We start from the raw sequence: 26,926 nt of genomic DNA, 5'->3' as shown, positions 1-26,926 counted from the left end.
ACAACAATTTTTATATTAAATTAGATTCCATGCGGAGGTGAGAACATGTTTATAGTTACAGGTGGTGCAGGTTTTATCGGCAGCAGTATAGTTAAATCCCTTAATGAACGTGGTATCACCGACATTCTGGTTGTTGATGACCTAACTGACGGTGCCAAATTTGTTAATCTGGTTGATTTGCAAATCATGGATTATATGGATAAAGATGAATTCATCACCCAAATTGTCTCCGGTCAGGATTTTGGTGATATTGAAGCGATTTTCCATGAAGGTGCCTGCTCGGCAACCACTGAATGGAACGGCAAATTCATGATGGAAAATAATTATGAATATTCTAAAGATCTGCTGCATTACTGTATTGAGCGTGATATTCCATTTTTATACGCTTCATCTGCGGCAACCTATGGCGGTAACGATACTTTTAAAGAAGAATTAAAATATGAAAAGCCATTAAATGTTTACGGCTACTCTAAATTCCAGTTTGACCAGTATGTGCGACGTATCTGGGAAGATGCTGCAGCCCATGATGAAACACTGCCGCAAATTGTAGGTTTTCGTTATTTTAATGTCTACGGCCCACGCGAACAGCATAAAGGCAGTATGGCAAGTGTTGCCTTCCATTTAAATAACCAGCTTAATGCCGGTGAAAATGCTAAATTATTTGAAGGTGAACATAAACGTGATTTCGTTTATATTGGAGATGTCTGCAAAGTAAATCTATGGTTTTTTGATAATAATGTTTCAGGTATTTATAATCTGGGCACAGGGCAAGCAGAATCTTTCCTTGAAGTAGGTCAAGCCGTTGTTGCTTATCACCAGAAGGGCGAAGTTGAACGCATCCCTTTTCCTGAACATTTAAAAGGTCGCTACCAGAGTTTCACCGAAGCTGATTTAACAAATTTGCGGGCAGCGGGTTATAAAGATACTTTCAAATCTGTTGCACAAGGTACTGCTGAATATATGGCTTGGCTAAACAGATAAGTTGAATAAATAAAATGAAAATATTAGTTATCGGTCCTTCTTGGGTCGGCGATATGGTGATGTCGCAATGTTTATATAAATTATTAAAACAGCAATATCCCCAGGCACAACTTGATGTTTTGGCACCAAATTGGTGCAATGCATTATTGACCCGCATGCCAGAAGTCGATAACGCCATCGCCATGCCAATCGGCCATGGCGCGTTGCAGATTGCGCTGCGCTATAAAATGGGCAAACAGTTGGCGGGCGTCTATGACTGGGCGATTATCCAGCCTAACTCGTTTAAATCTGCCTTTATTCCTTTTTTCGCGGGAATAAAAAAACGCACTGCATGGAAAGGTGAATCGCGTTATTTTATTATTAATGATTTACGTAATAATCGCGATAATTTTCCCTTAATGATTGAACGTTACAGTGCGTTAGCTTTTGATAAAAAAGAGATGACGGATAGCAAAGCGTTACCCGTCATTCCTTTTCCTTCATTAACGGTAAACCAGAAAAATCTTGATAATACCCTCAATAAATTAACCCTGTCTGTGGATCAAAAAATCCTAGGATTATGCCCTGGCGCTGAATTTGGCCCGTCTAAACGCTGGCCTGACAGTTATTATGCAAAAGTGGCGCAAGAGCGTATTGAAGCAGGCTGGCAAGTGTGGGTTTTTGGCGGAGAAAAAGACCATCAAGTCGGTGAACTTATTCGCAGTCAGCTTAGCCCGGATTTACAAAAGCAGTGCATTAATCTAGCGGGAAAAACAACGTTGTCGGAAGCGGTTGATCTGCTTTCACTGCCTAATATTGTTGTCAGTAATGATTCTGGTCTAATGCATGTTGCAGCGGCGCATAATCGACCATTGGTTGCCGTATATGGATCGAGCTCTCCAAAATACACTCCACCACTTAGCCAACATGTTCGCGTTTTGCATACTGATATAGGGTGCCGCCCCTGCTTTAAGAAGCAATGCAAATTTGGTCATCTTAAGTGCTTAACCGAACTTCTCCCTTCACGCGCTACCGCAGCGGTTCATTCATTAATTAAAGAACAGTAACAACTTATGCTAAAAAAATGCCTGTTCACAAAAGCGCAATATATCCAGTTTTTTGTTTTTATCTTTTTTTCGATGACTTTTGCCGTCCGCTCCGGCACTGGCTACGGCGCCTTCCCTTTGTTATTTATTGCACTGATAAGTCTTCCCTCCCTTTACCGATATATTAAGGCACACCCTTTAACTTTATTGGAAAAAAGCCTATTAACCGCCCTTATCGTGTTTGCTTTACTGCCCATGCTGTCCGCTTATTTTGAAGGATTGTCAGGTAGCGCCTATGATAAACCTTCCCGTTATCTGCTTTGCGCTCTGACCTTTTTGCTTTTATTGCGTTATAATGTCTCTTTACTCAGCATTGCATTAGGTGCATGGCTGGGGGCAATATTCGCCGGGACAAATGCGTTATATGATGTTTTTTATCTCGGTATGGAACGTGCCGGCGGACGTTTTACTGTCGTTATTGAATTTGGTGATATCAGTTTACTCTTAACCGCCTTTGTTCTTCTTTCCTATCAAAAACTAAAAAATAAAATACCCCAATTTCTGATTATTACCAGCATATTGCTTGGGCTTACCGCGGTTATACTTTCTCAATCTCGAGGTGGTTGGATTTTCATCCCCCTTTTAGTTATTATTATCGCCACTCATTATCGCAATATTTGCTTTGATTTAAGTAAAAAAAAGTGGCTTGGCACAGTGTTTTTATTAACCACTATTTTAGTTGCGGGTTGGTTAAGTGCCGGTGAACTGGTAAGCCAACGCATTAAGCTGGCTGAAGATGCAATTATTTCCTACCAAAAAAATGACAATGTGACACCTGCTGTTGGAGTGCGCTTTGAGATGTGGAAAGGGGGCATACAGAGTATTAAAAATGCGCCCTTATTCGGTGGTGGTGACAAAGGTATTATAACAGGCAAGCAGCAATTGATTGATCAGAATAAAATCGCACTCTCACCGGGCATTATTCAGTGGACAAGTGTGCATAATCAATATTTAGATACCTGGGGGAAATATGGTTTTTTCACTTTTATGGCTTTCTTAGCTATCTTTTTTATTCCACTGACCTTCTTTATCACCCAGCGGAACAAAGGTGATGCCGATACGCGCTGCGCATCTTATTGCGGCATTACACTCTGCACCGGTTACCTTTTCTTTGCATTGACTGAATCTATATTTACAATCAATTCAACGGTTATGTTCTATAGTTTTTCACTGATTATTTTTTACTCTTGTGCAAAAACAGCAAGAGATGAGACCTAGATGCTTTTTATTTTATACCAGCTATTACAATTTTTATTTTTCCCTTTTATCTGCTTTACGCTGATCAAAAAAGCCAAGGGAAAACTGCCCCTTAGCAAGCTGTTAGAATATTTAGGAATAGCTAAAAAACAGCCGTTCCCCGTCACCTGTTTTCACTGCGTTTCTGTCGGTGAGGTATTAACCGCACTGCCTTTAATTAAGCAGTATCAAGTCCAGTACCCTGAGCAAAAACTGCTGATCACAACCACCACTTTTACCGGTTATCAGGAAGTTAAAAAAGCCTTTGGCGATAATATTGAGCACCGCTTTCTGCCGCTAGATTTTATCCTTTTCAGCAAACTGTTTTTTTCATGCCACAATATTCAGCGTATTAATATTATTGAAACAGAGCTCTGGCCAAGTCTACTGCAACAGGCTAAACGACATAATGTACAGGTCTCTTTAATCAACGCCAGACTCTCAAAGCGCTCTGCCAAACGCTACCTTAAATTTCCCCGCAGCGCATGCTGGCTGGTTAGCCACCTTGATAAAGTATTAGCCCAACATCAAGATGATGCGGATCGTTTTATTCAGCTGGGTGTCAGTAAAGACAAAATAACCATTACCGGCAGTATTAAATTCGATATAAAGATAGATCCGGAAAAACAACAAAAAGGGGAATTATTAAAAAAAAAATGCAGCCACTTCCCTATTATTTTGGCGGCGAGCACCCATAAAGGGGAAGATGAAATAATGCTAACTGCGTTTAAAACGCTACAGCAGACGGAGAAAAATGCACTGTTAATTATTGTCCCCCGACACCCGGAACGATTTGACAGTGTTTTTCACTTGGCAGAAAAAAAACAATTTAAAACCTGCCGGAAAACAGAGTACTCCCAGCCACCTCAGGACTGCCAGGTTTATATTGGCGATACTATGGGTGAAATGATTATCTACCTAAGCCTAGCCGATTTAGTTATTATGGGCGGCAGTTTTGTGCCTGTCGGCGGGCATAATTTACTTGAACCCGCGGCCTTAAAAAAACCGGCCATAACCGGTCCTTTTAATTTTAATTTTACCGATATCACTGAACAATTGATTAATGTGAAGCACACAATAAAAGCGGAAAATCCGCAGCAATTAACCCAGTTACTACTTAAACAGTGCTGGGATCCTGATAAATTAACCGAGCAGGGTGAGCAAGGATTAAAAGTGGTCAAAAATAATCAAGGTGCATTAGAGAAAACATTAACATTGCTAATATGAGCAAGTTAATTTAAAAATTTTACGCCTGAACAAGACTATCGTCGACATTGTACTTATGCACAGATATATTTGCAGGCAACATTCAAACTATCTTTTTAACATCCGCCGTTGTTAGATATTATTTGAATACAAAGTGCAATGTAAAAAGGAAATATATGGCTAATAATCAACCTGAAAACTATAAGGCATCAATAATTATTGCTTTTTACAATAATATTGAGGCGTTAAAACTCGTTTTTAAAGCGCTAGAAAAGCAAACTGAAAATAATTTTGAAGTGATCATTGCTGACGACGGTTCAAAAAGTGAAATTGTAAAAGAGTTAAATACACTTAGCGAACAGAGCACTCTAACTATTCAGCATTTATGGCAAGAAGATATCGGCTTTAGAAAAAATAGATGCTTAAATAAAGCGGTACAAGCCTCTCGAAGTAACTACTTAATCTTTATAGACGGAGATTGTATTCCTCAATGTTATTTTATTGAAGACCATTTAAGCGAAGCTGAGCAAGGTGTTTGCCTTAATGGACGCCGAGCAGATCTTTCCCATAAAATGTCTCAGCTTTTGAGAGAGTGTGATAATCCGGCTTGCTTCATATCACAACATCGCACTAAACTGTTATTTGATTATTTGTTTGGTAATGGTAAAAATATTGAGAAAGGCTTTCGAATTACTAATACCCCATTAAGAAAGGCCATTCAAAAGAAGAATAAAGGGCTGGTTGGTTGTAATTTTTCTTTATTTAAACAAGATTTATTTAACATTAATGGATTTGATCAGCGCTATGAAGCGCCGGGGATCGGCGAAGACAGTGATATAGACTTTCGTCTAGGTATTGCAGGAATTATGATTAAGCCACTTTTTTATAAAGCGAATCAGGTTCACCTTCAACATAAAGAATTGCCAAGATCTGATGTTAATTCTGCTTTATTTAAAAAAATTAGAAAAGAAAAAAAAGCGTGGACAAATTTTGGCATAGTGCAAAATAAGTAGCTTACAACTCGTTAAGTGAACTGACGTTAAAAATCAACTTACAAGCTAATTTTGATAGCCAAAAATTAAAGAAAGCCAATCCTGTTCAGACCAATTTAAGTGGTTTTTTTTCGATTTTTCTTTGCGCAAAGAGCGTAATAAGCGCGCTAGCGTCTTTTCTTTCCAAACACCCGTTTTTATTTGCGCACATTTATCAAAATCAATTAACCAGACCTTATTGTGCTTGTCCAGCATAATATTGTGGCTGTTCAGATCGCTGTGATAAATATTATTATCATGAAATAAACGGATCACCCGGCCTATTTCACGCCATTGCGCTTCGCCTATTTTCCGCTTATTGAGAACGGCCACCAAATCATGCGCCCCGTCAATCAACTCAATAATAAGATCCGCTTGATAAAAGAGACCTTTGCGGCTAATTCTGCCCGCATAGGGCAACGGCACAGGTAAATTTAATTGTGCCATTTTATCGAGTAATATAAACTCGTTATAAGCACGAGTACGTTTTAAACCGGCATAAAAAAAATTATCAGGATTTATTTTCCCAATAAAACCGCCACGAAAATAATGGCGCAGAACATATTTTTTTTGTTGATGCTCAAAAAACCAGGTAATACCCCGCCCAACCGAATTCCCTATCACTCGATTATTTTCCTGAAGGAAGGTAAGATCAAACAGTAATGTAGAAAATTTTTCTGCATTAAAAAAGAAGCTTTGCTGATTACATTCAATAATTTTCACATTTATAACTTTATTTGGATAAATGAAGGTCTGTTATTTTACATTAGCGGCGCCCCTTTGCATAATGTATCGATTATCATTTAATTTTTTTGCTCACCTTTGTGTTTTTTCTAAATAGGTAAATTATGCCCCTGTTCACCAGCGCCCCTAACTCAATCTGTATTCTACGCCTCAGTGCGATTGGCGATGTCTGCCATGCCATTGCATGCCTACAGGCCATACAAAGACAATGGCCTAGCACCAAAATAACTTGGGTAACAGGGAAATTAGAGGCGCAACTGCTGCAGCATATTAGTGGCATTGAGGTGATAATTTTTGATAAAAAACAGGGGTGGAAAGCTTACAAGCAGTTACGCTGTCGGTTAAAAGATCGCAAATTTGATGTCCTGCTGCATATGCAGGCGGCACTGCGGGCAAGTATTGCAAGCTTAATGATCAAAGCTGATATCAAACTGGGTTTTGACAGGCCGCGCGCAAAAGACGGACAGTGGCTATTTACCAACTGTAAAATAGAGCAGGGAAAATCGGTCCATGTGTTAGATGGATTTATGGCCTTTGCCAAAAAACTTGGCATCTCTGACCTTTCGGTTAAGTGGAATATTAACATTCCGATTGCAAGCGAGGAAAAAGCCACCACCCTGATTGATAATAAACCCACTTTTATTATCTGCCCGGCGGCCAGCAAGGCTTATAAAAACTGGACTATTGAAGGTTACAGTGCACTTGCGAACCATGCTATTAAACAAGGTTTTCAAGTGCTTATTTGTGGTGCCCCGACAGAGATTGAAAAAGCACTGGCAAAAAAAATTGTCGCCAGCAGCAATCAACAAGCCAAAAACTTAATCGGGCAAACCTCTCTGATTGACCTGCTGGCCTTAATCAAGCAAGCCTCGATTGTGCTGGCCCCTGACACGGGGCCGACGCATATGGCCACCATGGTTAATACACCGGTTATCGGTTTATATGCTCACCACAACCCTAAACGTACCGGCCCGTACGCGCAGCTTAGTCATGTTGTCAGCGTTTATGATACGTTAATAACAGAACAAAGCGGCAAAACGGCCGAGGAATTACCCTGGCGGGCACGCGTAAAAGATGAAAATGCGATGCAGAAAATAGCCATAAAAGTGGTGATCACTATGTTTGATAACCTTTGCCAAAAACAGGAATAAATCAATGTCAAAAAATAGTATCAGCGCCATTATCATCACCAAAAATGAGCAAAATAACCTACCAGCTTGTTTAGACTCGCTACGCTGGGTTGATGAACTCATTATTGTCGATTCAGGCAGTACAGATAGGACTGAAGCGGTCGCTAAGCGTTACGGGGCTAAATTTTATTCACATACAAACTGGCAAGGCTTTGGTAAACAAAAGCAACTTGCGCAAAATTATGCCACCAGCAAATGGATTATCGCCATTGATGCAGATGAAGTTGTTTCTCCTGAATTACAAAGTGCGATTGAGCAAAAAATAACCACTTCCGATGAAAATACAGTATTCAAAATACAGCGTAAGACTTGGGTATTTGGACGATTTTTAGCGCACTCCGGCTGGATTGATAAAATTATCCGCGTCTATCCAAAACAGCTTGCTCATTATAACAATGCCCTAGTGCACGAAAAAATAGTAACAGAAAACCATGTTAAAATTTCCCAACTGCAGGGGGATCTTTTCCACTATTCATACGGTGATATGGAAAATTACCTGGTTAAGTCAGCAAGTTATGGAAAAGCATGGGCTGACGAGAGAGAAAAAAGAGGAAAAAAAGCAAGCCTGACCCAAGGCTTCACCCATGCACTGGGCTGTTTTGTGAAAATGTATCTGGTAAAACGCGGCTTTTTAGACGGTAAACAGGGGTTGCTGATTGCCATACTTTCAGCACATTCAACCTTTATAAAGTACGCTGATTTATGGATAAGAGAGAATGACAGCCGCGCCAAAAAATAACAGTTAAAAGGAAATAGGACATAACTCCCCTATTATTTACAATGTGCCTTAAAAATTATTTTTTTCTAAAAAAGACAACAAGTTTTGCATCACCAAATTAATATCGATAGCCGTCATATCATCCTGACTATTGTTATTAGGCGGAATAAAAGCGATATGCCTCCCAGTGCTGTTTAATGGTTGCCAACGCAGCGGTGTCGCGCTGCGTTTAGCCGGAAAAAACCCGGCCGTGGGCACATCAGCGGCTCCAGCGATGTGTAATGGCCCTGTTGAACCGGCAATAAACAGATCGGCGCAGCTAATAGTCTGACAAAAAGAGATTAACCCCTTTGTTGATTGATACAAGTAACTGCAAACATTATCTGGTAATAATGCCTGTAATTGCTTGGCTTGCACTTCTTCACCGGGACCTGCGGTTAAGATAAAGCCCAGATTGGCAACATGTTCATTTAACAGTGTAATAAGGTGTGCATACTGCGCTATCGATAAATTATTTGCACTGCCGCCACTGCCGGCATGGATAAAACAAAGCTTATTAATGGATTTACCTAATTTTTGCTGCAGCAGATTGCGCTGCGTTTGTTTAACCTTCCGATCCACATTTAAAAAGGGCGGTCTTACTTCTACTGGCGTGATCTTATTTTTTTGCAGAAAGTGGCGGATTAGATCCAGATTATATTCAGATTCAGGCTTGGCCGATTGCGAACGGCGCTGTTTTAAACGATCGTTAAATAGAAACTGGGCCCATTTGGTTGCGGGCGCTAAACGGTAAGCTATTTTAGCTTTTCGTCCCAGCTGTGCATTGCGCGTTGTCGAAAAAAGACAGATATAATCGCTATAATTTTCAGCCTTAATTTCATTAACCAGCCGTGCCTGCTGGGATTGTTCCGGATCGTCCACTATTACATTATCAATCCATGGGCAAAGCTGTGCTAACGGCTTAGTATAGGCAGGCACTAAAGCATCGATTTGCGCATCCGGTAGCGACTTTTTCAGCATAGCAAAGCTTGGCCATGCGAGCATAAAATCACCGATTTTATCATTTCGAACAACAAGAATTTTACGCACGTCTAAGTCCCCTTTATACCTTACAGCTATTGTTATAATACGCAGATTCAGATTTTTTTCTGCTGAAATTACAAATATTAATAGCACATTGTACTGTAATTATTATCTCCTTAACATTGCGATCAAGAAATTTCTAATAGAGACTTTCAGCTTGTTTTTTGCTAATATTTTAGATAATTTAGTTATAAGAGAAATTCATGAACGCATTTATTTTTTTATCCAACCGCCTTAGTAAGATTATCGGCAATATTTGCAAAATAATGTCTTACCCTTTTCATGCTGTTTTTCCTAAAAAGCGTTTTACTATTCCTGAATTTTCAAAAGCTAAAATATCATCGACTGCCAGTAAAATTCCAAGGGTAATCTGGCAGACAAATTATTCAAATCGCTCGACATTGCCTGTCTATTTAAATTATCTTTTTAATCGTCTTATGTCTTTAAATTATGACTATCGCTACGTGAGCACCGAAGAACGAATTGAGTATATAAAAAACAATGCTTCAGCAGCTGTTTATAAAAGCTATATGATATTAAATGATGGCGCAGCACAAGCTGATTTATGGCGCTTAGTCGTACTAAATAAAGAGGGCGGGGTTTATTTAGATATTGATGCTAATTTTGTGTGGCCTTTATCAAAAATATTGAAGGATGACGATCAGGCCGTTTATATCAAAATCAAAAACAACACCCATTTTACCAACTATTTTTTAGCCTGTGCCCCAAATAATAACGAACTTCAACAAGCCATCACAATTATTTGCCACAAAATACAAGAAAAAGAAGTAGATCGAGGTGTTTATTTTCTAACCGGACCCGGCGTATTAAATACGGTATTAGCGGGTAAAAAGGTAACCTCGCGGACTCACCGTGCGACCTGTATTCAAGGCAGTTTTACTAACGAGCATTTTCAATATCTGGATAAACCAAGGGGGAAATGGACCCATAAAAAGCCTTCTGAGCTATTAATAAAAGAGATGGACCAAAAAAATGAGAATAGAAATAGGTAGGAAGGTTGAGAAATACATAAAAAGCAGACTAAGTCGTTTAAAATTAAAACAAAATGATTTTACAATTATCTCTAACAATTGTTGGGGAACTTTTATGTATAAAAAATTTGCCCTTCCTTACACAACTCCCTTTGTAAATTTATTAATTTTTTCTCCTGATTATATTGAATTATTGGAAAACTTAACGCCTGAACTGTTAACCAAAATTTCCTTTATAGAGCATGAGAACTCTCAACATAAAGAGGAGATGGTTAGACTCAATATCTATAAAAAAAACTACCCAATTGGTATTTTAGATAATAAATATGAACTGCATTTTTTACATTATCAATCACAACAAGATGCAAAAGATAAATGGCTGAAAAGATTGGCAAGAATGAATTTTGATAAATTAATCGTTAAATTCAGTGCATCATTGAAATTTGAAGACAATATGGCCGAACGGTTTGATGATTTGAACTTTAAAAACAAAATCTGCTTTACAGCAACAGCGTTTCCAAACTTAAAAAGTATCGTGTCCATGCAAGCATTTAAAGGTAAAGAGACAGTGATTGATGAGTGGAAGCATACAACAAAAAAAGAATTTGACCTTATTAATTTTATTAACAATATACAAAGGGAAGATAAAGCGTAAACAGAGTTAACTTTATTTTTAGGAATAAAAAACCGCTTTAAATAAAGCGGTTTTTATTATCTGACCACAAGACTAAAAGCTATTTCCACGCTTTCCAGGCATTGATCAGACCATTTGTTGAACTATCGTGGCTATCAACCGCATTAACCGTTGTCAGTTCAGGTAAGATTTGACCCGCCAGTTGCTTGCCTAATTCAACCCCCCATTGATCAAAGCTAAAGATATTCCAAATAACGCCCTGCACAAAGATTTTTTGTTCATACATTGCAATCAGCTGCCCTAATGTTTGCGGCGTAATTTTATTCACTAAAATGGAGTTAGTGGGATTATTACCCGCAAATACTTTAGAAGGAATTAAATGCGCCACCTCTTCGGTCGTTTTACCCGCAGCAGCAAACTCGGCTTCGACTGTCTCTTTACTCTTACCAAAGGCTAAGGCCTCTGTTTGTGCGAAAAAGTTAGAAAGTAATTTAGCATGGTGATCACCCACCGGATTATGACTTACCGCAGGGGCAATAAAATCACAGGGAATTAGTTTTGTACCCTGGTGAATTAACTGGTAGAAAGCATGCTGCCCATTAGTACCTGGCTCACCCCAAATGATGGGACCTGTTTGGTAATCCACCGATTCACCGTTACGATCCACACATTTACCATTGGATTCCATATTGCCCTGTTGAAAATAGGCAGGAAAACGGTGCATATATTGATCATACGGCAGAATAGCCTCTGACTCTGCGCCATGGAAATTGTTATACCAAACACCAATAACCGCTAAAATCACCGGAATATTGTTCTCAAAATCAGTTTCTTCGAAATGCTTATCCATCTCATGCGCACCGCCAAGCAGGACTTCATAATTGTCAAAACCAATAGTTAAGGCAATGGATAAACCGATCGCAGACCAGATTGAATAACGACCGCCAACCCAGTCCCAGAATTCAAACATATTATCAACATCAATACCAAACTCGGCAACGGCGTCTGCATTGGTTGATAATGCGGCAAAATGTTTAGCAACAAAGGTTTCATCTTCGGCAAAGTTTAAAAACCACTCACGTGCGCTATGCGCATTGGTCATTGTTTCCTGTGTGGTAAATGTTTTTGAAGCCACTAAGAATAAGGTTGTTTCCGGATCAACCTTAGCTAAGGTTTCAACAATATGGGTACCATCAACGTTGGAAACAAAGTGTGCATCAATGCCTTCAACTTTATAAGGACGTAGTGCCTCTGTCACCATAAAAGGGCCTAAATCCGAACCACCAATGCCGATATTAACGATATCGGTGATAGCTTTGCCGGTGTAACCTTTCCACTCACCGGAATGTACTTTTGTACAGAAAGCTTTCATTTTTTCAAGTACCGCATTCACTTTTGGCATGACGTTTTCGCCATCAACAAATACCGGAGTATTACTGCGATTACGCAATGCGCTATGCAATACGGCACGATTTTCCGTTACATTGATTTTTTCACCCGAAAATTGCGCTTTAATGGCCCCTTTGAGATCCACTTCTTCAGCGAGTGCGAGCAGTTTTGTGAAAATTTCTTCAGTGATTAAATTTTTTGAAAAGTCCACTAATAGATGATCATCAAACTGACGGGAAAATGCCTTAAAACGCTGCGGATCATTGGCGAAAAGAGTTGATATTTTCAGATCGGCATTGGCATCAAAGAGTGTTTTTAACTCAGACCATGCGACTGTTTTTGTTGGGTTGATATTTTTTAACATAGGTAATTCCCACAAAGTTAATGTTTAAAAGAAAGAAAAGCGTTATTTAACTATAAAAAAACACTTTAGATACTGATTTGAATCTATTTTAGTGATGCCATTTCAATTGGTACAACGTTATTTTTCTTTGTTTAAAATAAAACGGAGAAAAATAGCGAATAAGAAAAAAGTAGCGGTCATTACAGGCGATAACAGTGCTCAAAAACCGTGATTGGAAACAATGCCTGATAGTGAACTATTTAAATCAAAAATAGGGCGTCATTTCGATTCCAGAAAGTAACGACAATTTTAGTCACAGCAACGGCCCGTTAATTTTTCACTACAGGCCAGCACTACCCTATTAAGTTTTTCCGATTACCGAGTACAATGTAAGGAATTAACAATAAAGATCCAATTTTCGACAAAATCAGGTATTATCTTCGATCTTATTTTAGATCTACCCTAAGCCCGTTAGGGATAGAATCTGTCACAGCATAAAGGGAAAAGACATGAGCAACCAAGCAGAAAACACAACACATTTTGGCTTTAAAACCGTGCAGGAAGATACAAAAGCAGATTTAGTTGCTGGCGTTTTTCATTCGGTAGCCGCTAAATACGATATTATGAATGATGTTTTATCAATGGGAGTTCATCGCATTTGGAAACGCTTTACTGTTGATTGTTCAGGCATACGAAAAGGTCAAAAAGTATTAGATCTGGCTGGTGGAACGGGTGATTTAACGGCTAAATTCTCCCGTATAGTCGGTCAAACGGGACAAGTCACTCTCGCTGATATTAACGACTCGATGCTCAAAGTGGGTCGCAGCAAGCTTCGCGATCTGGGGATTGTCGGCAATGTCAGTTATGTACAAGCGAATGCCGAAGAGTTACCTTTTCCTGACAACCATTTTGATTTAATTACTATTGCCTTTGGGTTACGTAATGTCACCGATAAGGACAAAGCGTTGGCCTCTATGTATCGCGTTTTAAAGCCGGGCGGTCGTCTGTTAGTGCTTGAATTCTCGACACCTCTGTACGAACCGCTCAGTAAATTTTACGATTTTTACTCGTTTAACGTTCTTCCTAAATTGGGCAAGTTGATTGCAAACGACAGTGAAAGTTACCAGTATCTTGCAGAAAGTATTCGCATGCATCCCGGTCAAGAGATCTTAAAAGAGATGATGAATAGCGCTAATTTTGAAGGCTGCGAATATTTTAATCTCAGTGGTGGTATTGTGGCACTGCACCGTGGTTACAAATATTAACCAATATGCACTTCTAGAGCTTCGGTACTAGGCTATCCCAGCTCCTACTTGCTAACATCAACGCTAAAATAGAGGATATTATGCCATTAGATAAGCTAGTTTGCGGTTTTCTTGAAACCACTGTAAATAAATTACAGCAACTTGATTCAAGCGCATTACAAAGACGTAAACAACTTAATGGCACTATTATTGGCGTCGCCCTAAAAGAGATTAATAAACCGCTCTATTTTGTGATCAGTACACAACAAATTGATATTTTGTCTCATTATGAAGGGCAGGCAGACTGTTTTATTCGCTTAAACATTTCAGCACTAAAAGAGTTACAAAATAATCATCAACTCACGCATTTAATTAAAACGGAACAACTCGAGGTAGAGGGTGACATTAAAATAGTACAGCGCTTCGCACGTTTACTCACCGAGATGGATATTGACTGGGAGGAACACTTGTCAGCTATTATTGGCGATATCCTCGCCCATAAACTTTGTTATCAATTCAAACAATGCCGGCAAAACGCCTCTTCACAAATAAAAAAAATTCAAAAACAGAGTGGCGAATATCTCACTGAAGAGCTAAAAATCGCTCCGGGGCCGCTGGAGGTTGCCTATTTTTGTGAACAGGTAAATGATATCAAGAAGCAGACAGATACCTTAGAAAAACGTCTTCAGCTATGCTTTGCCAGCAGCAACAAGTTAACGCGGAATATCCGATGATAAAAATAAAAGAACTCACCCGCCTTTATCAAATCAATAAAACAGTAATTGAATATGGTTTAATAGAACTGCTCCCTAAAGAGCATGTGCCATTAGCCTATCGTTTTATGTGTGCTTGTCTTTTTTGGATTAGCAACAAACATCAAGGTATGAGTTTACCCGAAAGATTACGTTTAAGTTTACAGTCGCTGGGGCCAATTTATATTAAGCTTGGGCAAATGTTGTCCACCCGACGTGATTTATTACCCCCCATTTACGCAGATCAACTGGCCTATCTTCAGGATAATGTTCCTCCTTTTTGTGGTGAACAGGCGATTGAACAGATAGAAAAATCCTTTAATAAGCCGATTGACAGCATCTTTGATGACTTTGATAAAGTCGCACTTGCCTCAGCCTCTATTGCCCAGGTGCACACGGCAACACTAAAAGAAGATGGTCGAGCCGTTGTGGTTAAAGTAACCCGCCCCGGCATTGAAAAAAGAATTCAGGCAGATTTACAGCTAATGAAGTGGTTAGCTTCTTTGATGCAGCGGTTTTTAAAAGAAGCGGAACGTCTGCGTCCGGTCGAAGTGATACATGAATATGAAAAAACTATTATTGATGAAATAGACCTGATGCGCGAAGGCGCGAATACCATTCAATTACGGCGTAATTTTTTAAATTCCAAGCTACTTTATGTACCTGAAATATACCCGAATTACTGCACTAAAAACGCGTTAGTCATGGAAAGAATTTATGGTATTCCTGTTTCTGATACCAACGCATTACAAGCACAAAATACAAATCTTAAGTTACTGGCTGAACGCGGAGTGGAAACTTTCTTCACTCAGGTTTTCCGGGACAGCTTTTTCCATGCGGATATGCACCCGGGCAATGTATTTGTCTCCTATGAACACCCGGAAGATCCTCTCTGGATAGGTATCGATTGTGGTATTATGGGCACGCTCAATAAAGAAGATAAACGCTACCTTGCAGAAAACTTCCTAGCCTTTTTCAATCGAGATTATCGCCAGGTTGCACAACTTCATGTTGATTCTGGTTGGGTTCCGGCAGATACACCCGTTGAAGAATTTGAATTTTCCATTCGCGCAGTATGTGAACCTATTTTTGAAAAACCGCTTGCAGAAATATCCTTTGCGCAGGTGTTAATTAACTTATTTAATACCGCGCGCCGCTATAATATGAAAGTGCAACCGCAACTGGTTTTATTGCAAAAAACATTGTTTTATGTCGAAGGATTAGGACGGCAATTATACCCGCAACTGGACTTATGGGATACCGCAAAACCTTTTTTAGAAAATTGGATGAAAGAGCAGGTTAGTCCAAAAACCTTATTTAAATCAATCAGCCAAAAAGCGCCTTTTTGGCTCGAGAAGTTACCGGAATTGCCTGAGCTTGTTTACTACAATTTATCGCAGGCTAAATCACAGAATAAGCAACTTATTTTATTAGCTGAATCTTTTAATAAACAACAAAAAAATAACCGCAAAAGTTATTTTTATATTGCAGCGGCTATCTCTCTGAGTTTAATTTCGGCACTGGCTTATCTGCAAACAGATAAAAACCTTACCTTATTAGCGGGTATCCCCGGTATTTTTGCCTGGTTACTTGCGTGGCGCTATACCAATAAGGTATAAAGTTTACTATTAATAATGACAAACAATTAACTGAACGATTAAAGAAGGAAATAAATTATGGGCGGCATTGGTATTTGGCAGTTAGCTATTATCACAGTAATAGTGATCTTACTCTTCGGGACAAAGAAATTACGCGGCATTGGCGGTGATTTAGGCGGTGCTATCAAAGGATTTAAAAAAGCAATCAAGGAAGATAACGACAAAGACTCTACGCAGGTAGACGATAAAGATTCTACGCAAGTAGATGATAACGCGAAGCAACCCTCGAATAAAAAAGTAGAGGAAAACATCAAAGAGCAGAGTAAAGAAAAAGATCGGGCATAATCATTAACTCAAGGTGTACTTTAGATGTTTGATATAGGTTTTTGGGAACTTGTTTTAATTTCTGTGATCGGTTTGGTTGTTCTTGGCCCAGAGCGTCTACCCCATGCAATCCGCAGTGTGATGCATTGGATCACAACGGCAAAAAACATGGCCAACTCGGTCAAAACAGAAGTGACACAAGAGTTAAAACTACACGAAATAAATGAGAATATGATCAAAGCAAGTAAACAAGGATTAAGCGATCTGGATCCTGAATTACAAAAATCTATTGATGAAATGAAAGAAACAGCAGAGCAATTGTCTCGCCCCTATAAAAAAGACATAGATGATATTAAAACATCTTTAGATAAAAACCCCAGCGGCACTACGCAGCAAGAAAACAGCATTCTTGATAGCAGCAAAACGACGCCCCCCAGACAGGATAAAAACGAATGAGTTCAGATCAGGATAATGGAACAAGCAGCCAGCACAGCTTGCCATTATTTAGCCACTTAATTGAACTTCGCGACCGTATTTTACGTATTGTTGCTATCGTTATCATTATTTTTTTAAGCTTGGTGTATTTCGCTAATGATATCTATCATTATTTATCAATCCCACTAACCAGTCAGCTGCCGGAAGGTGCCAGTATGATAGCGACCGGCGTGGCGACACCTTTTTTCACGCCCATTAAACTGACTCTGGTTTTATCTATTTTTATAGCCATTCCAGCTATTCTATATCAAGTATGGGGCTTTATTGCGCCGGGTTTATACAAACACGAACGCAAATTGGTCGCCCCTCTGGTGATTAGCAGCGCCCTGCTCTTTTATTTAGGCATGGCATTTTCTTATTATGTGGTCTTTCCGCTGGCATTTTCATTTTTTACTAATACCGCACCGGAAGGTGTTTTGATCGCCACCGACATCAGCAGTTATTTGGATTTTGCCTTAAAACTGTTTTTTGCCTTTGGACTCGCCTTTGAAATCCCCATCGCCACCTTAGTCTTATGCTGGACGGGAGCAACCACACCACAAAAACTCAAAGAAAAACGCCCCTATATTGTGGTTGCTGCCTTTGTCTTTGCCATGCTGTTAACGCCCCCCGATGTGATTTCACAAACCCTGCTGGCGGTGCCCATGCTGATTTTATTTGAGATTGGTTTACTGTTTTCCCGTTTTTATGTGCAACCGGCAGAAGATACAGACAATAGTGAACAGGAGAACTGATGTTAAATGATTGATATTGGCGTCAACCTGACGAATAAACGCTTTCAAAAAGATATTAATGAAGTAATTGCTAACGCAAAGCAGGCTGGTGTTAGCAGTATGATAATCACTGGAACAAATTTAGCTGAAAGTGAAGCTGCCCTGCAACTGGCTCAAAATTATCCCGATTATTTATTTTCGACTGCAGGCATTCATCCGCATGATGCGGACTCCTTTGATAAAACCAGCCTAAATCAACTTCGATCACTTGCCCAGGACCCCTCGGTAAAAGCCATTGGAGAGTGTGGTTTAGACTTTAACCGTAATTATTCAACGCCCGCTGAGCAGGAATACGCCTTTATAGAACAGCTTGAGTTAGCCGTTGAGCTGCAATTACCTGTATTTATGCATGAGCGTGATGCTAACCAGCGTTTTATCGAGCTGTTAAGCCCTTATGTCAAACAACTTCCAAATGCTGTCTTACACTGCTTCACGGGCGATCAGTTCGATTTACAACGCTGCTTGGAAATTGATTTACACATTGGCATCACCGGTTGGATTTGCGATGAACGCCGTGGTGCCCACCTGCTGGAGTTAGTTAAATTAATTCCCGCCAACCGCTTAATGATCGAAACAGACTCCCCCTATTTATTGCCTCGTTCAATGCGCCCAAAACCCAAATCAAGCCGTAATGAACCAAAATACTTACCCTATATCGCGCAAACCATTGCCCATGCCCGGCAGCAAAATGTTGAACAATTTATAGAACAAACAACACAAACCAGCCGAGCCTTTTTTAATATTGGCAGAGCGTTAACCGTTTAATAGGATTTATTCATGACCATTTCTCAGCACTTCCCTGCGCGACGCTTGCGTCGTTTGCGTAAGCATGATTTTTCTCGTCGTTTAGTTGCCGAAAACCAGCTTTCTGCAAGCGATCTTATTTATCCAATGTTTGTTGTTGAAGGGAAAAACCAACGCGAAAAGATAAAGTCTATGCCGGGTATCGAGCGGCTTTCAATTGATTTACTGGTGGCAGAAGCAAAGCAGTTAGTGGCATTAGGCATTCCAGCTATTGCCCTGTTTCCGGTGACACCGGACAATATAAAAACCGAGATGGCCGAGGAAGCATACAACCCCGAGGGGCTTGCTCAACGCGCGGTAAGAAGTGTTAAAGAGGCTTGTCCTGAATTAGGGGTGATCACCGATGTGGCACTGGATCCTTTCACTACCCACGGACAAGACGGTATTATTGATAAAGAGGGCTATGTATTAAATGACATTACAACCGAGATACTGGTTAAGCAAGCCCTTTCCCATGCGCAAGCGGGTGCCGATATTGTCGCACCGTCAGATATGATGGATGGTCGTATTGGTGCTATTCGTGAAGCATTGGAAAATGCCGGATTTATTAATACCCAAATAATGGCTTACAGTGCTAAATATGCGTCAAACTACTACGGCCCTTTTCGGGATGCCGTCGGCAGCGCCGGCAATTTAAAAGGTGGCAATAAATCAACCTACCAAATGGATCCCGCCAACAGTGATGAAGCAATTCATGAAGTTGCACTGGATATTCAAGAGGGCGCTGATATGGTCATGGTTAAACCCGGCATGCCCTATTTAGACATAGTCCGCCGTGTTAAAACTGAACTGCAGGTCCCTACTTTTGCATACCAGGTAAGTGGCGAATATGCGATGCATAAAGCGGCTATAGATAATGGTTGGTTAAAAGAGCGCGAAACGGTTTTAGAATCTTTACTTTGTTTTAAACGTGCAGGGGCAAACGGCATTCTGACCTACTTTGCCAAGCAGGTCGCTATTTGGTTACAAGAAAATAAATAATATGCTGTTGGAGCAAGATAAGCTTGCTCCAACCCACTTTTTTATTCCCTCTATTACACTATTTGTAAAGAACAAAAGATCAGTATATTTGGCATAAAGAGCAGGTTAATTTTGCTCTTTTTTAGTCATAAAATAATGTACTAAGGCAATAAAAATTGACAACATTCCCGCTAATAAGGTCGCTAAAATAACGATCAGTGCACGTTTGGGAGCAGATCGATTTAAAGGGGGCTCGACAACCTCTAAATAACGATAAGGAGTGAAGGAACTATTATCACTGAATTCCAATTTATTTAACGCATCCAGTGTGATGGTCATTATTGCCAACGAAGGCTCTAACACGCTTAAATCTTGGATAGATTTTAAAACATCAATTTTAGCTTTTAAGGCTTTTTCGCCGAGGTTAATTTGAAATAATTCCCCTTCTTTATTGAGGTTTGCCTGGTATTCAACTAAACCTGAATGGGAAGCAATCTGATAAGCATATTCTGTCTTTTGTAATAAAACAGCCAACTCCCGACGCGCTTTTTGCTCGGTCATCTGCAATGAAACCTGCAACTCATTTTTTGCAGAATCAATAAATAACAAAAACTTCTCAAGTTGATTTTCTCTGACATTTTCTCCAATAAAGAGAATGTATTCATTTAATAATTCAGCGGAAGACTCTTTTGTTGCACTGCGAAAAGATAAAGCCAGTTCAGACGTTTGACTATTAAGAGAAGCATTAATCTTGTTCATCCAATTATTTAATACGATTAAATATTGCTGGCGACTTTCTTGTGCGGATCCCTTACTTGGAACTGTTATCTGCTTTACCTGCAGATAGGCTAAAAAGGCAGGGTTTGTTTCTAAAAAGTGTTTTTTATTGATTGTTGAATTAAATGCATTAATAAAATTTCTGAATAAAGTGCTGGGCTCAAAAAGATCAACAAGCTCTTTAGACACCTGCTTTGTGTCTTGCCCGTTATTGTTACTGTTACTGTTCAATAGGTCATTACTATTGAGTATCGCACTGACTTTATTGCTTTGCGCATAAAGTGCTGCAACGTCATTAACCTGAGGAGCAATCACTTTACCTTTAGCTACCCACCATTCCTGCGCGTTTAACGCATAATAAACAGATCCTGCAATGCCAACAGCGCAGATCACAACGGTTAACCACTTGTAGTTCCAAATAATCTTAATAAGCTCATATAAATTAATTTCATCATCTTGATAGGAATCAAGATAAACAGGTGATTTCGCATCCTACGGTACTACATTGTTATTTTTCTCGACCATAGTGTTGTATTCTTTTTTTTTGAAATAAAAATAAAAGTTTCGTCATATTATACTGAATTAATGAAAATTTAAATGACTAATCCATCAGAGCTCGCTGCGCACGCTAAGCAGCTGATCAAGAGGCCATCTTGGTTTTGCCTGAATCCCCAAGCCTTCAAAATGCCCGGCTTTTAAGCGCTGCATACCCGCATAAGCGATCATTGCACCGTTATCCGTACAAAATTCATTGCGGGGATAAAAAACTTCACCACCAAGGGATTTCATTAAAACGGCCAATTGGCTACGCAAAGACAGGTTGGCGCTGACGCCACCCGCCACAACTAAGCGCTTTAATCCTGTTTGTTTTAAAGCACGCTTACATTTGATAGCAACCGTATCGATGACCGCATCCTGAAATGCCAAGGCAATATCTGCCTGAGTTTGCGGATCTTTACCTTCCTTGGCAATGGTATTAGCCGCAAAGGTTTTTAATCCACTAAAACTAAAATCAAGTCCAGGTTTAGTGGTCATTGGTCGTGGAAAAATAAAGCGTTTGGGCTCCCCCTTTTCAGCTAATTTTGCCAAACGCGGTCCACCCGGATAATCGAGTCCAAGTAATTTGGCTGTCTTATCAAAGGCCTCTCCAGCAGCATCATCAATACTTTCACCTAATACCTGGTATTCACCAATATTTTCAACCTCAACCATCAGCGTATGGCCGCCCGATACCAGCAACGCCAAAAACGGAAATTCCGGACGATTTTCTTCGAGCATAGGGGCCAGTAGATGCCCTTCCATATGGTGTACTGCAATAGCCGGTATATTCCACGCATAGGCCAGACTGCGCCCAATACATGACCCTACTAATAACGCTCCTACTAACCCTGGTCCAGCAGTATAAGCAATACCATCAAGACTCTCTTTGGTACAATTTGCAGCCACTAATGCTTCTTTAATTAACGGAATAGTTTTACGTACATGATCTCGAGAGGCAAGCTCAGGTACCACACCACCGTAGTCAGCATGTAATTCAACTTGACTATATAACTGATGCGATAACAAACCTAGTTGATCATCATAAATGGCGATACCGGTTTCATCACATGAAGTTTCAATACCTAAAATACGCATATGATAAATGTTCCTTTGATAAAAGTGACGATAGATAAAAAATGCTAGTTTAACGTAAAAAGACTATCCCGAATGCTTTTTTCATCCGGTTATAAAGAAAACATTATGAATCTGGCCTAGAATGGGGGATCTAGAAGATCTTTTGTTCTTTTACAGTAAGTTTTTCGTACTAATTCTTTACTTTAGTCCCCAAATAGGTTTAAAATCTCGCACCATTTTAAATGAACTGGTCAGTATACGACCGTAACCATAAAGGTAATAGGCACATGCCAGTAATTAAACTTCGTGAAAACGAACCATTTGACGTAGCACTTCGTCGTTTTAAACGCTCTTGCGAAAAAGCAGGTATCTTAGCAGAAACACGTAAACGTGAATTCTTTGAGAAACCAACAACAGTTCGTAAACGCGCTAAAGCAGCAGCGGTTAAACGTCACCTGAAAAAACTTTCTCGTGAAAACGCCCGTCGCGTTCGCCTTTACTAATTAAGTTATTCCTAAATTAGATAAAGGATTGTTATGTCTTTAAAAGCAAAGTTAAAAGAGCAACAAATACTCGCTATGCGAGCGAAGGATAAAGTCCGTTTGGGCACTATTCGTATGTTGCTTGCAGCTATCAAACAGATTGAGATCGATAATAAAGTTGAGCTCATTGATGATGAAGTTATGGCTGTTGTTATTAAATCAGTAAAACAGCGTAAAGATTCAATTGCTCAATTTGAAAAAGCGAATCGCATTGATCTGGCTGATATTGAAAAGGCAGAACTTGAAATATTACAAGAGTTTCTTCCACAAGCGCTGACCTCTGAAGAAGTGAAAACTTTAATCAAGCAAGCCATTGCCTCTTCGGGTGCAAACGGCATGCAGGATATGGGGAAAGTAATGGGGTTACTCAAAAAAGATATTCAAGGACGAGCTGACATGGGAGAAGTAAGTGCGCTTGTAAGAGCCAGCTTAGCTTAATCCGTTACTCGTTAAGATATCAAAAGCCCCATGCTTACTCGTAAGCTTGGGGCTTTTTCGTTTGCAGACAAAATTAATTAATTTTCACCTCACAAGTCCAGTAAGATTTGTGCTCCGGGCAGAGCGATTTAGAATGTCTATTCCCTTATAAAGTGCTATAAAGGAATAGCCAAAACGGCTTTTTTTAATTAATAGACTAAATGGTTTAAAGACATGGCAGGACGTATTCCAAGAAATTTTATTGACGATCTTATTGCTCGTACTGATATTGTTGATTTTATTGATAGCCGTGTAAAACTAAAAAAACAGGGTAAAGATTACCGCGCTTGTTGTCCTTTCCATAATGGTAATAATAACTCATCATTTTCAGTCAGTTCAGACAAACAGTTCTATCATTGCTTTAACTGTGGTGTGAGCGGAAATGTACTCTCTTTTATTATGGAATATGACGGCATTGAATTTGTTGATGCCATCGAAACTCTGGCAGAGCAGTTATCGATAGAAGTCCCTCGCGAAGAAAGCGGCTTTGGAAAAGCACACCAAAGCAGCTATGTAGACCGCAAAGATCTGTATCAGTTAATGGCTGATATTGCTGTTTTTTATCAGCAGCAACTGCGCACGCACAAAAACAGTCAACAGGTTATTAATTACCTTAAGGGTCGCGGATTATCGGGGCAGACAGTTAAGCATTTTAAGATAGGTTATGCACCCGATGGTTGGAATGAAGTGCGCAAACGATTCGCAGTGTCTGCCGATTTAGAAAAACAGTTGATTGAAGCAGGCATGTTAATAAGCAAAGAAAAAAGTGGCAGTTATGACCGTTTCCGCGATCGACTGATGTTCCCTATCCACGATAGGCGTGGCCGAGTTATTGGTTTTGGAGGTCGTGTTTTAGGTGATAATGAGCCTAAGTACCTGAATTCTCCCGAAACACCTCTCTTTCACAAGGGCAAAGAGCTCTACGGTTTATACCAGGTTAAGCAAGCCTATAAAGAAATTAAACGCGTATTAGTGGTTGAAGGTTATATGGATGTTGTGGCACTTGGTCAATTTGGTATTGATTATGCGGTGGCATCCCTGGGTACCAGTACGACGCCAGAGCATATCCAACAGCTCTTCCGCCACACCAGCGAAGTGATTTGTTGTTTTGATGGTGATAAAGCGGGTAAAGCCGCTGCGTGGCGAGCATTAGAAAATGCGCTCCCCTATATACAAGATGGCCGAACTTTACGTTTTATGTTTCTTGCTGATGGTGAAGATCCTGATAGTTACGTACAAAAAGAGGGTAAAGAAGCCTTTGAAAAACTGATTGAACAGGCATTACCTTTATCTGATTTTCTTTTTCAGCATTTATTAAATCAAGTTGATATGAGCACTGCTGACAGCAAAGCTAAACTGGCGCAATTAGCAATCCCATTAATGAGTAAACTGCCCGACACGGTATTCAGGCAAATGATGGAGGGAAGGCTTATTGCGTTATTGGGGATTGAAAAAGAGGGACTCAATAAATTATTACCCGCAGCAGCATCAAACAGTAGAATAGATAAAAGACAAAAAGTAACCCCCATGCGTTTAGCTATTTCGGTGCTTTTACAGCATCCCAACATTGCCTATGGTTTGCCTGAATTTCCTGAATTTAAGGAAATGACCTTACCTGGCTTAAGTTTATTAAATTCGTTACTTGAAATTTGCCGTACTACCCCCACTATAACAACAGGGCAATTACTGGAACATTGGCGAGAAAAGCCAGAAAGTAGTCAACTGAATAAATTAGCCGTGTGGCAAAACGATATAAAAGAAGATTATTATGAAGCTTTTTTCCTAGACACGTTAGAAAATTTTCTTAATTTTCATCTTACAAGTAAAATAGAGTTTTTAAAACAAAAATCTCGTTTAGGCCAAGCGCTAACAAGTGCAGAAACACAGCAACTTGCATTACTGCTTGCTGAACAAAAACAGCACTAATGAACTAGAAAACTTCAGAAAATTAGCGTATACTAGATCGCTTGTACTTTTTTTATATAACCCCTATTTGCAATTGATTTTTGATTTGCAATCAATTTTTGGACGGTATCTATGGCTCAAACACCTCAATCACAGCTCAAAGAGCTTATTATCAAAGGTAAAGAAAAAGGGTTTTTGACCTACGCAGAAGTTAATGACCACCTGCCGCAAGATATCGTTGAATCTGAGCAGATTGAAGATATTATTCAAATGATCGGTGACATGGGTATCCGTGTGGTAGAAACGGCTCCGGATGCTGATGATATGTTGATCGGTGCTGATGATAGCGAAACTCCTGATGAGGACGCGGTAGAAGCTGCTGCTCAGGTGTTAGCAACGGTTGAATCTGAGATTGGTAGGACAACGGATCCGGTGCGTATGTATATGCGCGAAATGGGGACGGTTGAACTACTAACACGCGAAGGCGAAATTGTTATCGCTAAACGTATCGAAGAAGGTATCAAAGAGGTACAAACTGCTGTTTCTGAATATCCTGCAACAATCTCAGGACTATTAGATAACTGGGACAGCTACGAAGCTGAAGAAATGAAATTAACTGATTTAATCAGTGGCTTTGTGGATCCCAATGATGACATGACACAGGCGGTCAGCGCTACGCATATCGGATCTGAGTTAAGTAAAAAGCAATTAGAAGATGAAGATAAAGCGGATAAAGATGATTCCGATGAAGATGATGAAGAAGAAGGACCTAAAGGCCCCGATCCTGAAGAAGCGGCTGAAAAATTTGCCGAACTTCGTAAATTAAATCAAGTTGTTGAAGATTCCATCACTAAAAATGGCCGTGCTCATGCAGAGACACGCGCAGCCATTAATGAGCAGGCAGAGTTTTTCCAACAGTTCAAATTAATCCCTAAACAATTTGACCGTATGGTAAAAGCAATTCGCTTTGCAATGAACGCTGTTCGTGTACAGGAACGTTTAGCATTAAAGATTTGTGTTGAACAATGTAAAATGCCTAAAAAAGAGTTTATTAAGCTGTTTAAAGGCAACGAAACAAATCCTGCGTGGTTAGAAGTTATTCTTTCAAATGGCACTGATTATGCAACCCGGATCAGTGAATTTGAAGAAGACTTAAGACGCTGTTTAAGAAAAATGTTAGCAGTGGAAGTACAAAGTGTATTAACCATTACGAATATGAAAGGTATCTCTCGCAACATGAGCATTGGTGAAGCCAAAGCACGTCGAGCAAAAAAAGAGATGGTAGAAGCAAACTTACGTCTGGTTATCTCTATCGCCAAAAAATATACTAACCGTGGCTTACAGTTCCTCGATTTAATTCAGGAAGGTAATATCGGATTAATGAAAGCGGTAGATAAATTTGAATACCGCCGGGGTTACAAATTTTCAACCTATGCAACTTGGTGGATCCGTCAGGCTATTACCCGCTCGATTGCAGATCAGGCGCGTACTATCCGTATTCCGGTACATATGATTGAGACCATTAATAAACTTAACCGTGTCTCTCGCCAAATGTTACAGGAAATGGGCCGTGAACCACAGCCGGAAGAGCTGGCTGAACGTATGATGATGCCGGAAGATAAAGTCCGTAAGGTATTAAAAATTGCGAAAGAGCCAATCTCAATGGAAACACCTATTGGTGATGATGAAGACTCTCATTTAGGCGATTTTATTGAAGATACAACGATTGCGCTGCCAGCTAACTGTGCGACAAGTGAAAGCCTTAAAAATGCAACTAACGATGTATTGGAAGGCTTAACAGCACGTGAAGCGAAAGTATTGCGTATGCGTTTTGGTATTGACATGAATACCGATCATACTCTTGAAGAAGTTGGGAAGCAGTTTGATGTGACACGTGAGCGTATCCGTCAAATTGAAGCGAAAGCATTGCGCAAACTTCGTCACCCAAGCCGCAGTGAACAACTGCGTAGTTTCCTGGATGAATAACCTGGATGAATAATTAAGATTAAAATCACACAATCCTGCTTTG

26 protein-coding genes are annotated in these 26,926 nt (G+C 39.8%); 21 read left to right on the top strand and 5 right to left on the bottom strand.

Going from position 1 to position 26,926, the window contains the following annotated elements; all coding sequences use genetic code 11:
• The first annotated feature begins 45 nt into the window (after positions 1-45).
• From rfaD to PING_RS01780, 5 genes are all read left to right on the top strand, one after another.
• A complete protein-coding gene (gene rfaD / locus PING_RS01800) occupies positions 46-981 on the top strand; it encodes an ADP-glyceromanno-heptose 6-epimerase (RefSeq protein ID WP_011768760.1) in 936 nt (311 codons plus the stop codon).
• Between the two features lie 14 nt (positions 982-995).
• Positions 996-2,027: a lipopolysaccharide heptosyltransferase II gene (waaF, locus tag PING_RS01795; protein WP_011768759.1), complete on the top strand. Its 1,032-nt coding sequence runs from the start codon at positions 996-998 to the stop codon at positions 2,025-2,027.
• 6 nt (positions 2,028-2,033) lie between these two features.
• The gene (locus PING_RS01790; protein ID WP_011768758.1) at positions 2,034-3,284 is read left to right on the top strand and encodes an O-antigen ligase family protein; all 1,251 of its coding nucleotides are present in this window, start codon (positions 2,034-2,036) and stop codon (positions 3,282-3,284) included.
• Positions 3,285-4,529 carry a 3-deoxy-D-manno-octulosonic acid transferase gene (locus PING_RS01785; protein ID WP_011768757.1) on the top strand — a complete coding sequence of 415 codons (1,245 nt, stop codon included), beginning with the start codon at positions 3,285-3,287 and terminating at the stop codon, positions 4,527-4,529.
• A 155-nt stretch (positions 4,530-4,684) separates the two neighbouring features.
• Entirely contained in the window at positions 4,685-5,521 is an 837-nt protein-coding gene (locus PING_RS01780) for a glycosyltransferase (protein WP_011768756.1), read from the top strand.
• A 45-nt stretch (positions 5,522-5,566) separates the two neighbouring features.
• Here PING_RS01780 and PING_RS01775 read toward each other — a convergent pair whose 3' ends face one another.
• Complete coding sequence (locus PING_RS01775) at positions 5,567-6,262, bottom strand: 3-deoxy-D-manno-octulosonic acid kinase (protein ID WP_011768755.1); 696 nt, start codon at positions 6,260-6,262, stop codon at positions 5,567-5,569.
• A gap of 125 nt (positions 6,263-6,387) precedes the next feature.
• Between PING_RS01775 and PING_RS01770 the strand changes: the two genes are divergently transcribed.
• Positions 6,388-7,434, top strand: coding sequence for a glycosyltransferase family 9 protein (locus PING_RS01770; protein WP_011768754.1), 1,047 nt, complete (start codon positions 6,388-6,390; stop codon positions 7,432-7,434).
• 4 nt (positions 7,435-7,438) lie between these two features.
• Positions 7,439-8,212, top strand: coding sequence for a glycosyltransferase family 2 protein (locus PING_RS01765; RefSeq protein ID WP_011768753.1), 774 nt, complete (start codon positions 7,439-7,441; stop codon positions 8,210-8,212).
• 48 nt (positions 8,213-8,260) lie between these two features.
• Here PING_RS01765 and PING_RS01760 read toward each other — a convergent pair whose 3' ends face one another.
• Positions 8,261-9,280: a glycosyltransferase family 9 protein gene (locus PING_RS01760; RefSeq protein ID WP_011768752.1), complete on the bottom strand. Its 1,020-nt coding sequence runs from the start codon at positions 9,278-9,280 to the stop codon at positions 8,261-8,263.
• A gap of 197 nt (positions 9,281-9,477) precedes the next feature.
• On the opposite strand from PING_RS01760, the gene PING_RS01755 reads away from it, so the two are divergent.
• The gene (locus PING_RS01755; protein ID WP_011768751.1) at positions 9,478-10,287 is read left to right on the top strand and encodes a glycosyltransferase family 32 protein; all 810 of its coding nucleotides are present in this window, start codon (positions 9,478-9,480) and stop codon (positions 10,285-10,287) included.
• Positions 10,268-10,921 carry a DUF1919 domain-containing protein gene (locus tag PING_RS01750; RefSeq protein ID WP_011768750.1) on the top strand — a complete coding sequence of 218 codons (654 nt, stop codon included), beginning with the start codon at positions 10,268-10,270 and terminating at the stop codon, positions 10,919-10,921. Before PING_RS01755 ends, PING_RS01750 begins: the two co-directional genes overlap by 20 nt.
• Before the next feature lie 79 nt (positions 10,922-11,000).
• On the opposite strand, the gene pgi is transcribed toward PING_RS01750, so the two are convergent.
• On the bottom strand, positions 11,001-12,653 hold the full coding sequence (gene pgi / locus PING_RS01745) for a glucose-6-phosphate isomerase (protein WP_011768749.1): 1,653 nt from the start codon (positions 12,651-12,653) through the stop codon (positions 11,001-11,003).
• A gap of 488 nt (positions 12,654-13,141) precedes the next feature.
• On the opposite strand from pgi, the gene ubiE reads away from it, so the two are divergent.
• The 8 genes from ubiE to hemB all read left to right on the top strand — a co-directional run bounded on the left by ubiE (position 13,142) and on the right by hemB (position 19,603).
• Complete coding sequence (ubiE, locus tag PING_RS01740; protein ID WP_011768748.1) at positions 13,142-13,897, top strand: bifunctional demethylmenaquinone methyltransferase/2-methoxy-6-polyprenyl-1,4-benzoquinol methylase UbiE; 756 nt, start codon at positions 13,142-13,144, stop codon at positions 13,895-13,897.
• Between the two features lie 80 nt (positions 13,898-13,977).
• Positions 13,978-14,610 carry a ubiquinone biosynthesis accessory factor UbiJ gene (locus PING_RS01735; protein WP_011768747.1) on the top strand — a complete coding sequence of 211 codons (633 nt, stop codon included), beginning with the start codon at positions 13,978-13,980 and terminating at the stop codon, positions 14,608-14,610.
• Complete coding sequence (ubiB, locus tag PING_RS01730) at positions 14,607-16,247, top strand: ubiquinone biosynthesis regulatory protein kinase UbiB (RefSeq protein ID WP_011768746.1); 1,641 nt, start codon at positions 14,607-14,609, stop codon at positions 16,245-16,247. The genes PING_RS01735 and ubiB overlap by 4 nt, the downstream gene beginning before the upstream one ends.
• Positions 16,248-16,304: 57 nt before the next feature.
• The gene (gene tatA / locus PING_RS01725; RefSeq protein ID WP_011768745.1) at positions 16,305-16,571 is read left to right on the top strand and encodes a twin-arginine translocase TatA/TatE family subunit; all 267 of its coding nucleotides are present in this window, start codon (positions 16,305-16,307) and stop codon (positions 16,569-16,571) included.
• 24 nt (positions 16,572-16,595) lie between these two features.
• Entirely contained in the window at positions 16,596-17,006 is a 411-nt protein-coding gene (gene tatB / locus PING_RS01720) for a Sec-independent protein translocase protein TatB (protein WP_011768744.1), read from the top strand.
• Positions 17,003-17,779 carry a twin-arginine translocase subunit TatC gene (tatC, locus tag PING_RS01715; protein WP_011768743.1) on the top strand — a complete coding sequence of 259 codons (777 nt, stop codon included), beginning with the start codon at positions 17,003-17,005 and terminating at the stop codon, positions 17,777-17,779. Before tatB ends, tatC begins: the two co-directional genes overlap by 4 nt.
• Before the next feature lie 6 nt (positions 17,780-17,785).
• Positions 17,786-18,583 (top strand): TatD family hydrolase, encoded by a 798-nt coding sequence (locus PING_RS01710; RefSeq protein WP_011768742.1) that lies wholly within the window; start codon positions 17,786-17,788, stop codon positions 18,581-18,583.
• A gap of 12 nt (positions 18,584-18,595) precedes the next feature.
• Complete coding sequence (gene hemB, locus PING_RS01705) at positions 18,596-19,603, top strand: porphobilinogen synthase (RefSeq protein WP_011768741.1); 1,008 nt, start codon at positions 18,596-18,598, stop codon at positions 19,601-19,603.
• 105 nt (positions 19,604-19,708) lie between these two features.
• Here the strand turns inward: hemB and PING_RS01700 are convergent, their stop codons facing one another.
• Both PING_RS01700 and tsaD read right to left on the bottom strand, forming a co-directional pair.
• Positions 19,709-20,806, bottom strand: a complete 1,098-nt coding sequence (locus PING_RS01700) for a Wzz/FepE/Etk N-terminal domain-containing protein (RefSeq protein WP_083761710.1) — start codon at positions 20,804-20,806, stop codon at positions 19,709-19,711.
• Between the two features lie 162 nt (positions 20,807-20,968).
• The gene (tsaD, locus tag PING_RS01695; RefSeq protein ID WP_011768739.1) at positions 20,969-21,994 is read right to left on the bottom strand and encodes a tRNA (adenosine(37)-N6)-threonylcarbamoyltransferase complex transferase subunit TsaD; all 1,026 of its coding nucleotides are present in this window, start codon (positions 21,992-21,994) and stop codon (positions 20,969-20,971) included.
• A 266-nt stretch (positions 21,995-22,260) separates the two neighbouring features.
• Between tsaD and rpsU the strand changes: the two genes are divergently transcribed.
• From rpsU to rpoD, 4 genes are all read left to right on the top strand, one after another.
• Positions 22,261-22,476 carry a 30S ribosomal protein S21 gene (rpsU, locus tag PING_RS01690; protein ID WP_011768738.1) on the top strand — a complete coding sequence of 72 codons (216 nt, stop codon included), beginning with the start codon at positions 22,261-22,263 and terminating at the stop codon, positions 22,474-22,476.
• Between the two features lie 33 nt (positions 22,477-22,509).
• A complete protein-coding gene (locus PING_RS01685; protein ID WP_011768737.1) occupies positions 22,510-22,953 on the top strand; it encodes a GatB/YqeY domain-containing protein in 444 nt (147 codons plus the stop codon).
• Between the two features lie 213 nt (positions 22,954-23,166).
• Entirely contained in the window at positions 23,167-24,918 is a 1,752-nt protein-coding gene (gene dnaG, locus PING_RS01680; RefSeq protein WP_011768736.1) for a DNA primase, read from the top strand.
• A 111-nt stretch (positions 24,919-25,029) separates the two neighbouring features.
• Positions 25,030-26,883 carry an RNA polymerase sigma factor RpoD gene (gene rpoD / locus PING_RS01675; RefSeq protein WP_011768735.1) on the top strand — a complete coding sequence of 618 codons (1,854 nt, stop codon included), beginning with the start codon at positions 25,030-25,032 and terminating at the stop codon, positions 26,881-26,883.
• Positions 26,884-26,926 lie beyond the last annotated feature (43 nt).

Source organism: Psychromonas ingrahamii 37, assembly GCF_000015285.1.
In the GTDB taxonomy this organism is placed as follows: domain Bacteria; phylum Pseudomonadota; class Gammaproteobacteria; order Enterobacterales; family Psychromonadaceae; genus Psychromonas; species Psychromonas ingrahamii.
This window is presented reverse-complemented; position numbering and strand designations above follow the sequence as displayed.

What these genes read in the sequence shown, in the direction of transcription:
- rfaD (WP_011768760.1), top strand. Translation starts at nt 46, where the DNA reads ATGTTTATAGTTACAGGTGGTGCAGGTTTTATCGGCAGCAGTATAGTT.
- tatC (WP_011768743.1), top strand. Translation starts at nt 17,003, where the DNA reads ATGAGTTCAGATCAGGATAATGGAACAAGCAGCCAGCACAGCTTGCCA.
- PING_RS01710 (WP_011768742.1), top strand. Translation starts at nt 17,786, where the DNA reads ATGATTGATATTGGCGTCAACCTGACGAATAAACGCTTTCAAAAAGAT.
- PING_RS01685 (WP_011768737.1), top strand. Translation starts at nt 22,510, where the DNA reads ATGTCTTTAAAAGCAAAGTTAAAAGAGCAACAAATACTCGCTATGCGA.
- waaF (WP_011768759.1), top strand. Translation starts at nt 996, where the DNA reads ATGAAAATATTAGTTATCGGTCCTTCTTGGGTCGGCGATATGGTGATG.
- pgi (WP_011768749.1), bottom strand. Translation starts at nt 12,653, where the DNA reads ATGTTAAAAAATATCAACCCAACAAAAACAGTCGCATGGTCTGAGTTA.
- rpsU (WP_011768738.1), top strand. Translation starts at nt 22,261, where the DNA reads ATGCCAGTAATTAAACTTCGTGAAAACGAACCATTTGACGTAGCACTT.
- PING_RS01765 (WP_011768753.1), top strand. Translation starts at nt 7,439, where the DNA reads ATGTCAAAAAATAGTATCAGCGCCATTATCATCACCAAAAATGAGCAA.
- rpoD (WP_011768735.1), top strand. Translation starts at nt 25,030, where the DNA reads ATGGCTCAAACACCTCAATCACAGCTCAAAGAGCTTATTATCAAAGGT.
- tatA (WP_011768745.1), top strand. Translation starts at nt 16,305, where the DNA reads ATGGGCGGCATTGGTATTTGGCAGTTAGCTATTATCACAGTAATAGTG.
- PING_RS01785 (WP_011768757.1), top strand. Translation starts at nt 3,285, where the DNA reads ATGCTTTTTATTTTATACCAGCTATTACAATTTTTATTTTTCCCTTTT.
- PING_RS01735 (WP_011768747.1), top strand. Translation starts at nt 13,978, where the DNA reads ATGCCATTAGATAAGCTAGTTTGCGGTTTTCTTGAAACCACTGTAAAT.
- ubiE (WP_011768748.1), top strand. Translation starts at nt 13,142, where the DNA reads ATGAGCAACCAAGCAGAAAACACAACACATTTTGGCTTTAAAACCGTG.
- PING_RS01780 (WP_011768756.1), top strand. Translation starts at nt 4,685, where the DNA reads ATGGCTAATAATCAACCTGAAAACTATAAGGCATCAATAATTATTGCT.
- PING_RS01770 (WP_011768754.1), top strand. Translation starts at nt 6,388, where the DNA reads ATGCCCCTGTTCACCAGCGCCCCTAACTCAATCTGTATTCTACGCCTC.
- dnaG (WP_011768736.1), top strand. Translation starts at nt 23,167, where the DNA reads ATGGCAGGACGTATTCCAAGAAATTTTATTGACGATCTTATTGCTCGT.
- tsaD (WP_011768739.1), bottom strand. Translation starts at nt 21,994, where the DNA reads ATGCGTATTTTAGGTATTGAAACTTCATGTGATGAAACCGGTATCGCC.
- ubiB (WP_011768746.1), top strand. Translation starts at nt 14,607, where the DNA reads ATGATAAAAATAAAAGAACTCACCCGCCTTTATCAAATCAATAAAACA.
- PING_RS01790 (WP_011768758.1), top strand. Translation starts at nt 2,034, where the DNA reads ATGCTAAAAAAATGCCTGTTCACAAAAGCGCAATATATCCAGTTTTTT.
- PING_RS01750 (WP_011768750.1), top strand. Translation starts at nt 10,268, where the DNA reads ATGAGAATAGAAATAGGTAGGAAGGTTGAGAAATACATAAAAAGCAGA.
- hemB (WP_011768741.1), top strand. Translation starts at nt 18,596, where the DNA reads ATGACCATTTCTCAGCACTTCCCTGCGCGACGCTTGCGTCGTTTGCGT.
- PING_RS01755 (WP_011768751.1), top strand. Translation starts at nt 9,478, where the DNA reads ATGAACGCATTTATTTTTTTATCCAACCGCCTTAGTAAGATTATCGGC.
- tatB (WP_011768744.1), top strand. Translation starts at nt 16,596, where the DNA reads ATGTTTGATATAGGTTTTTGGGAACTTGTTTTAATTTCTGTGATCGGT.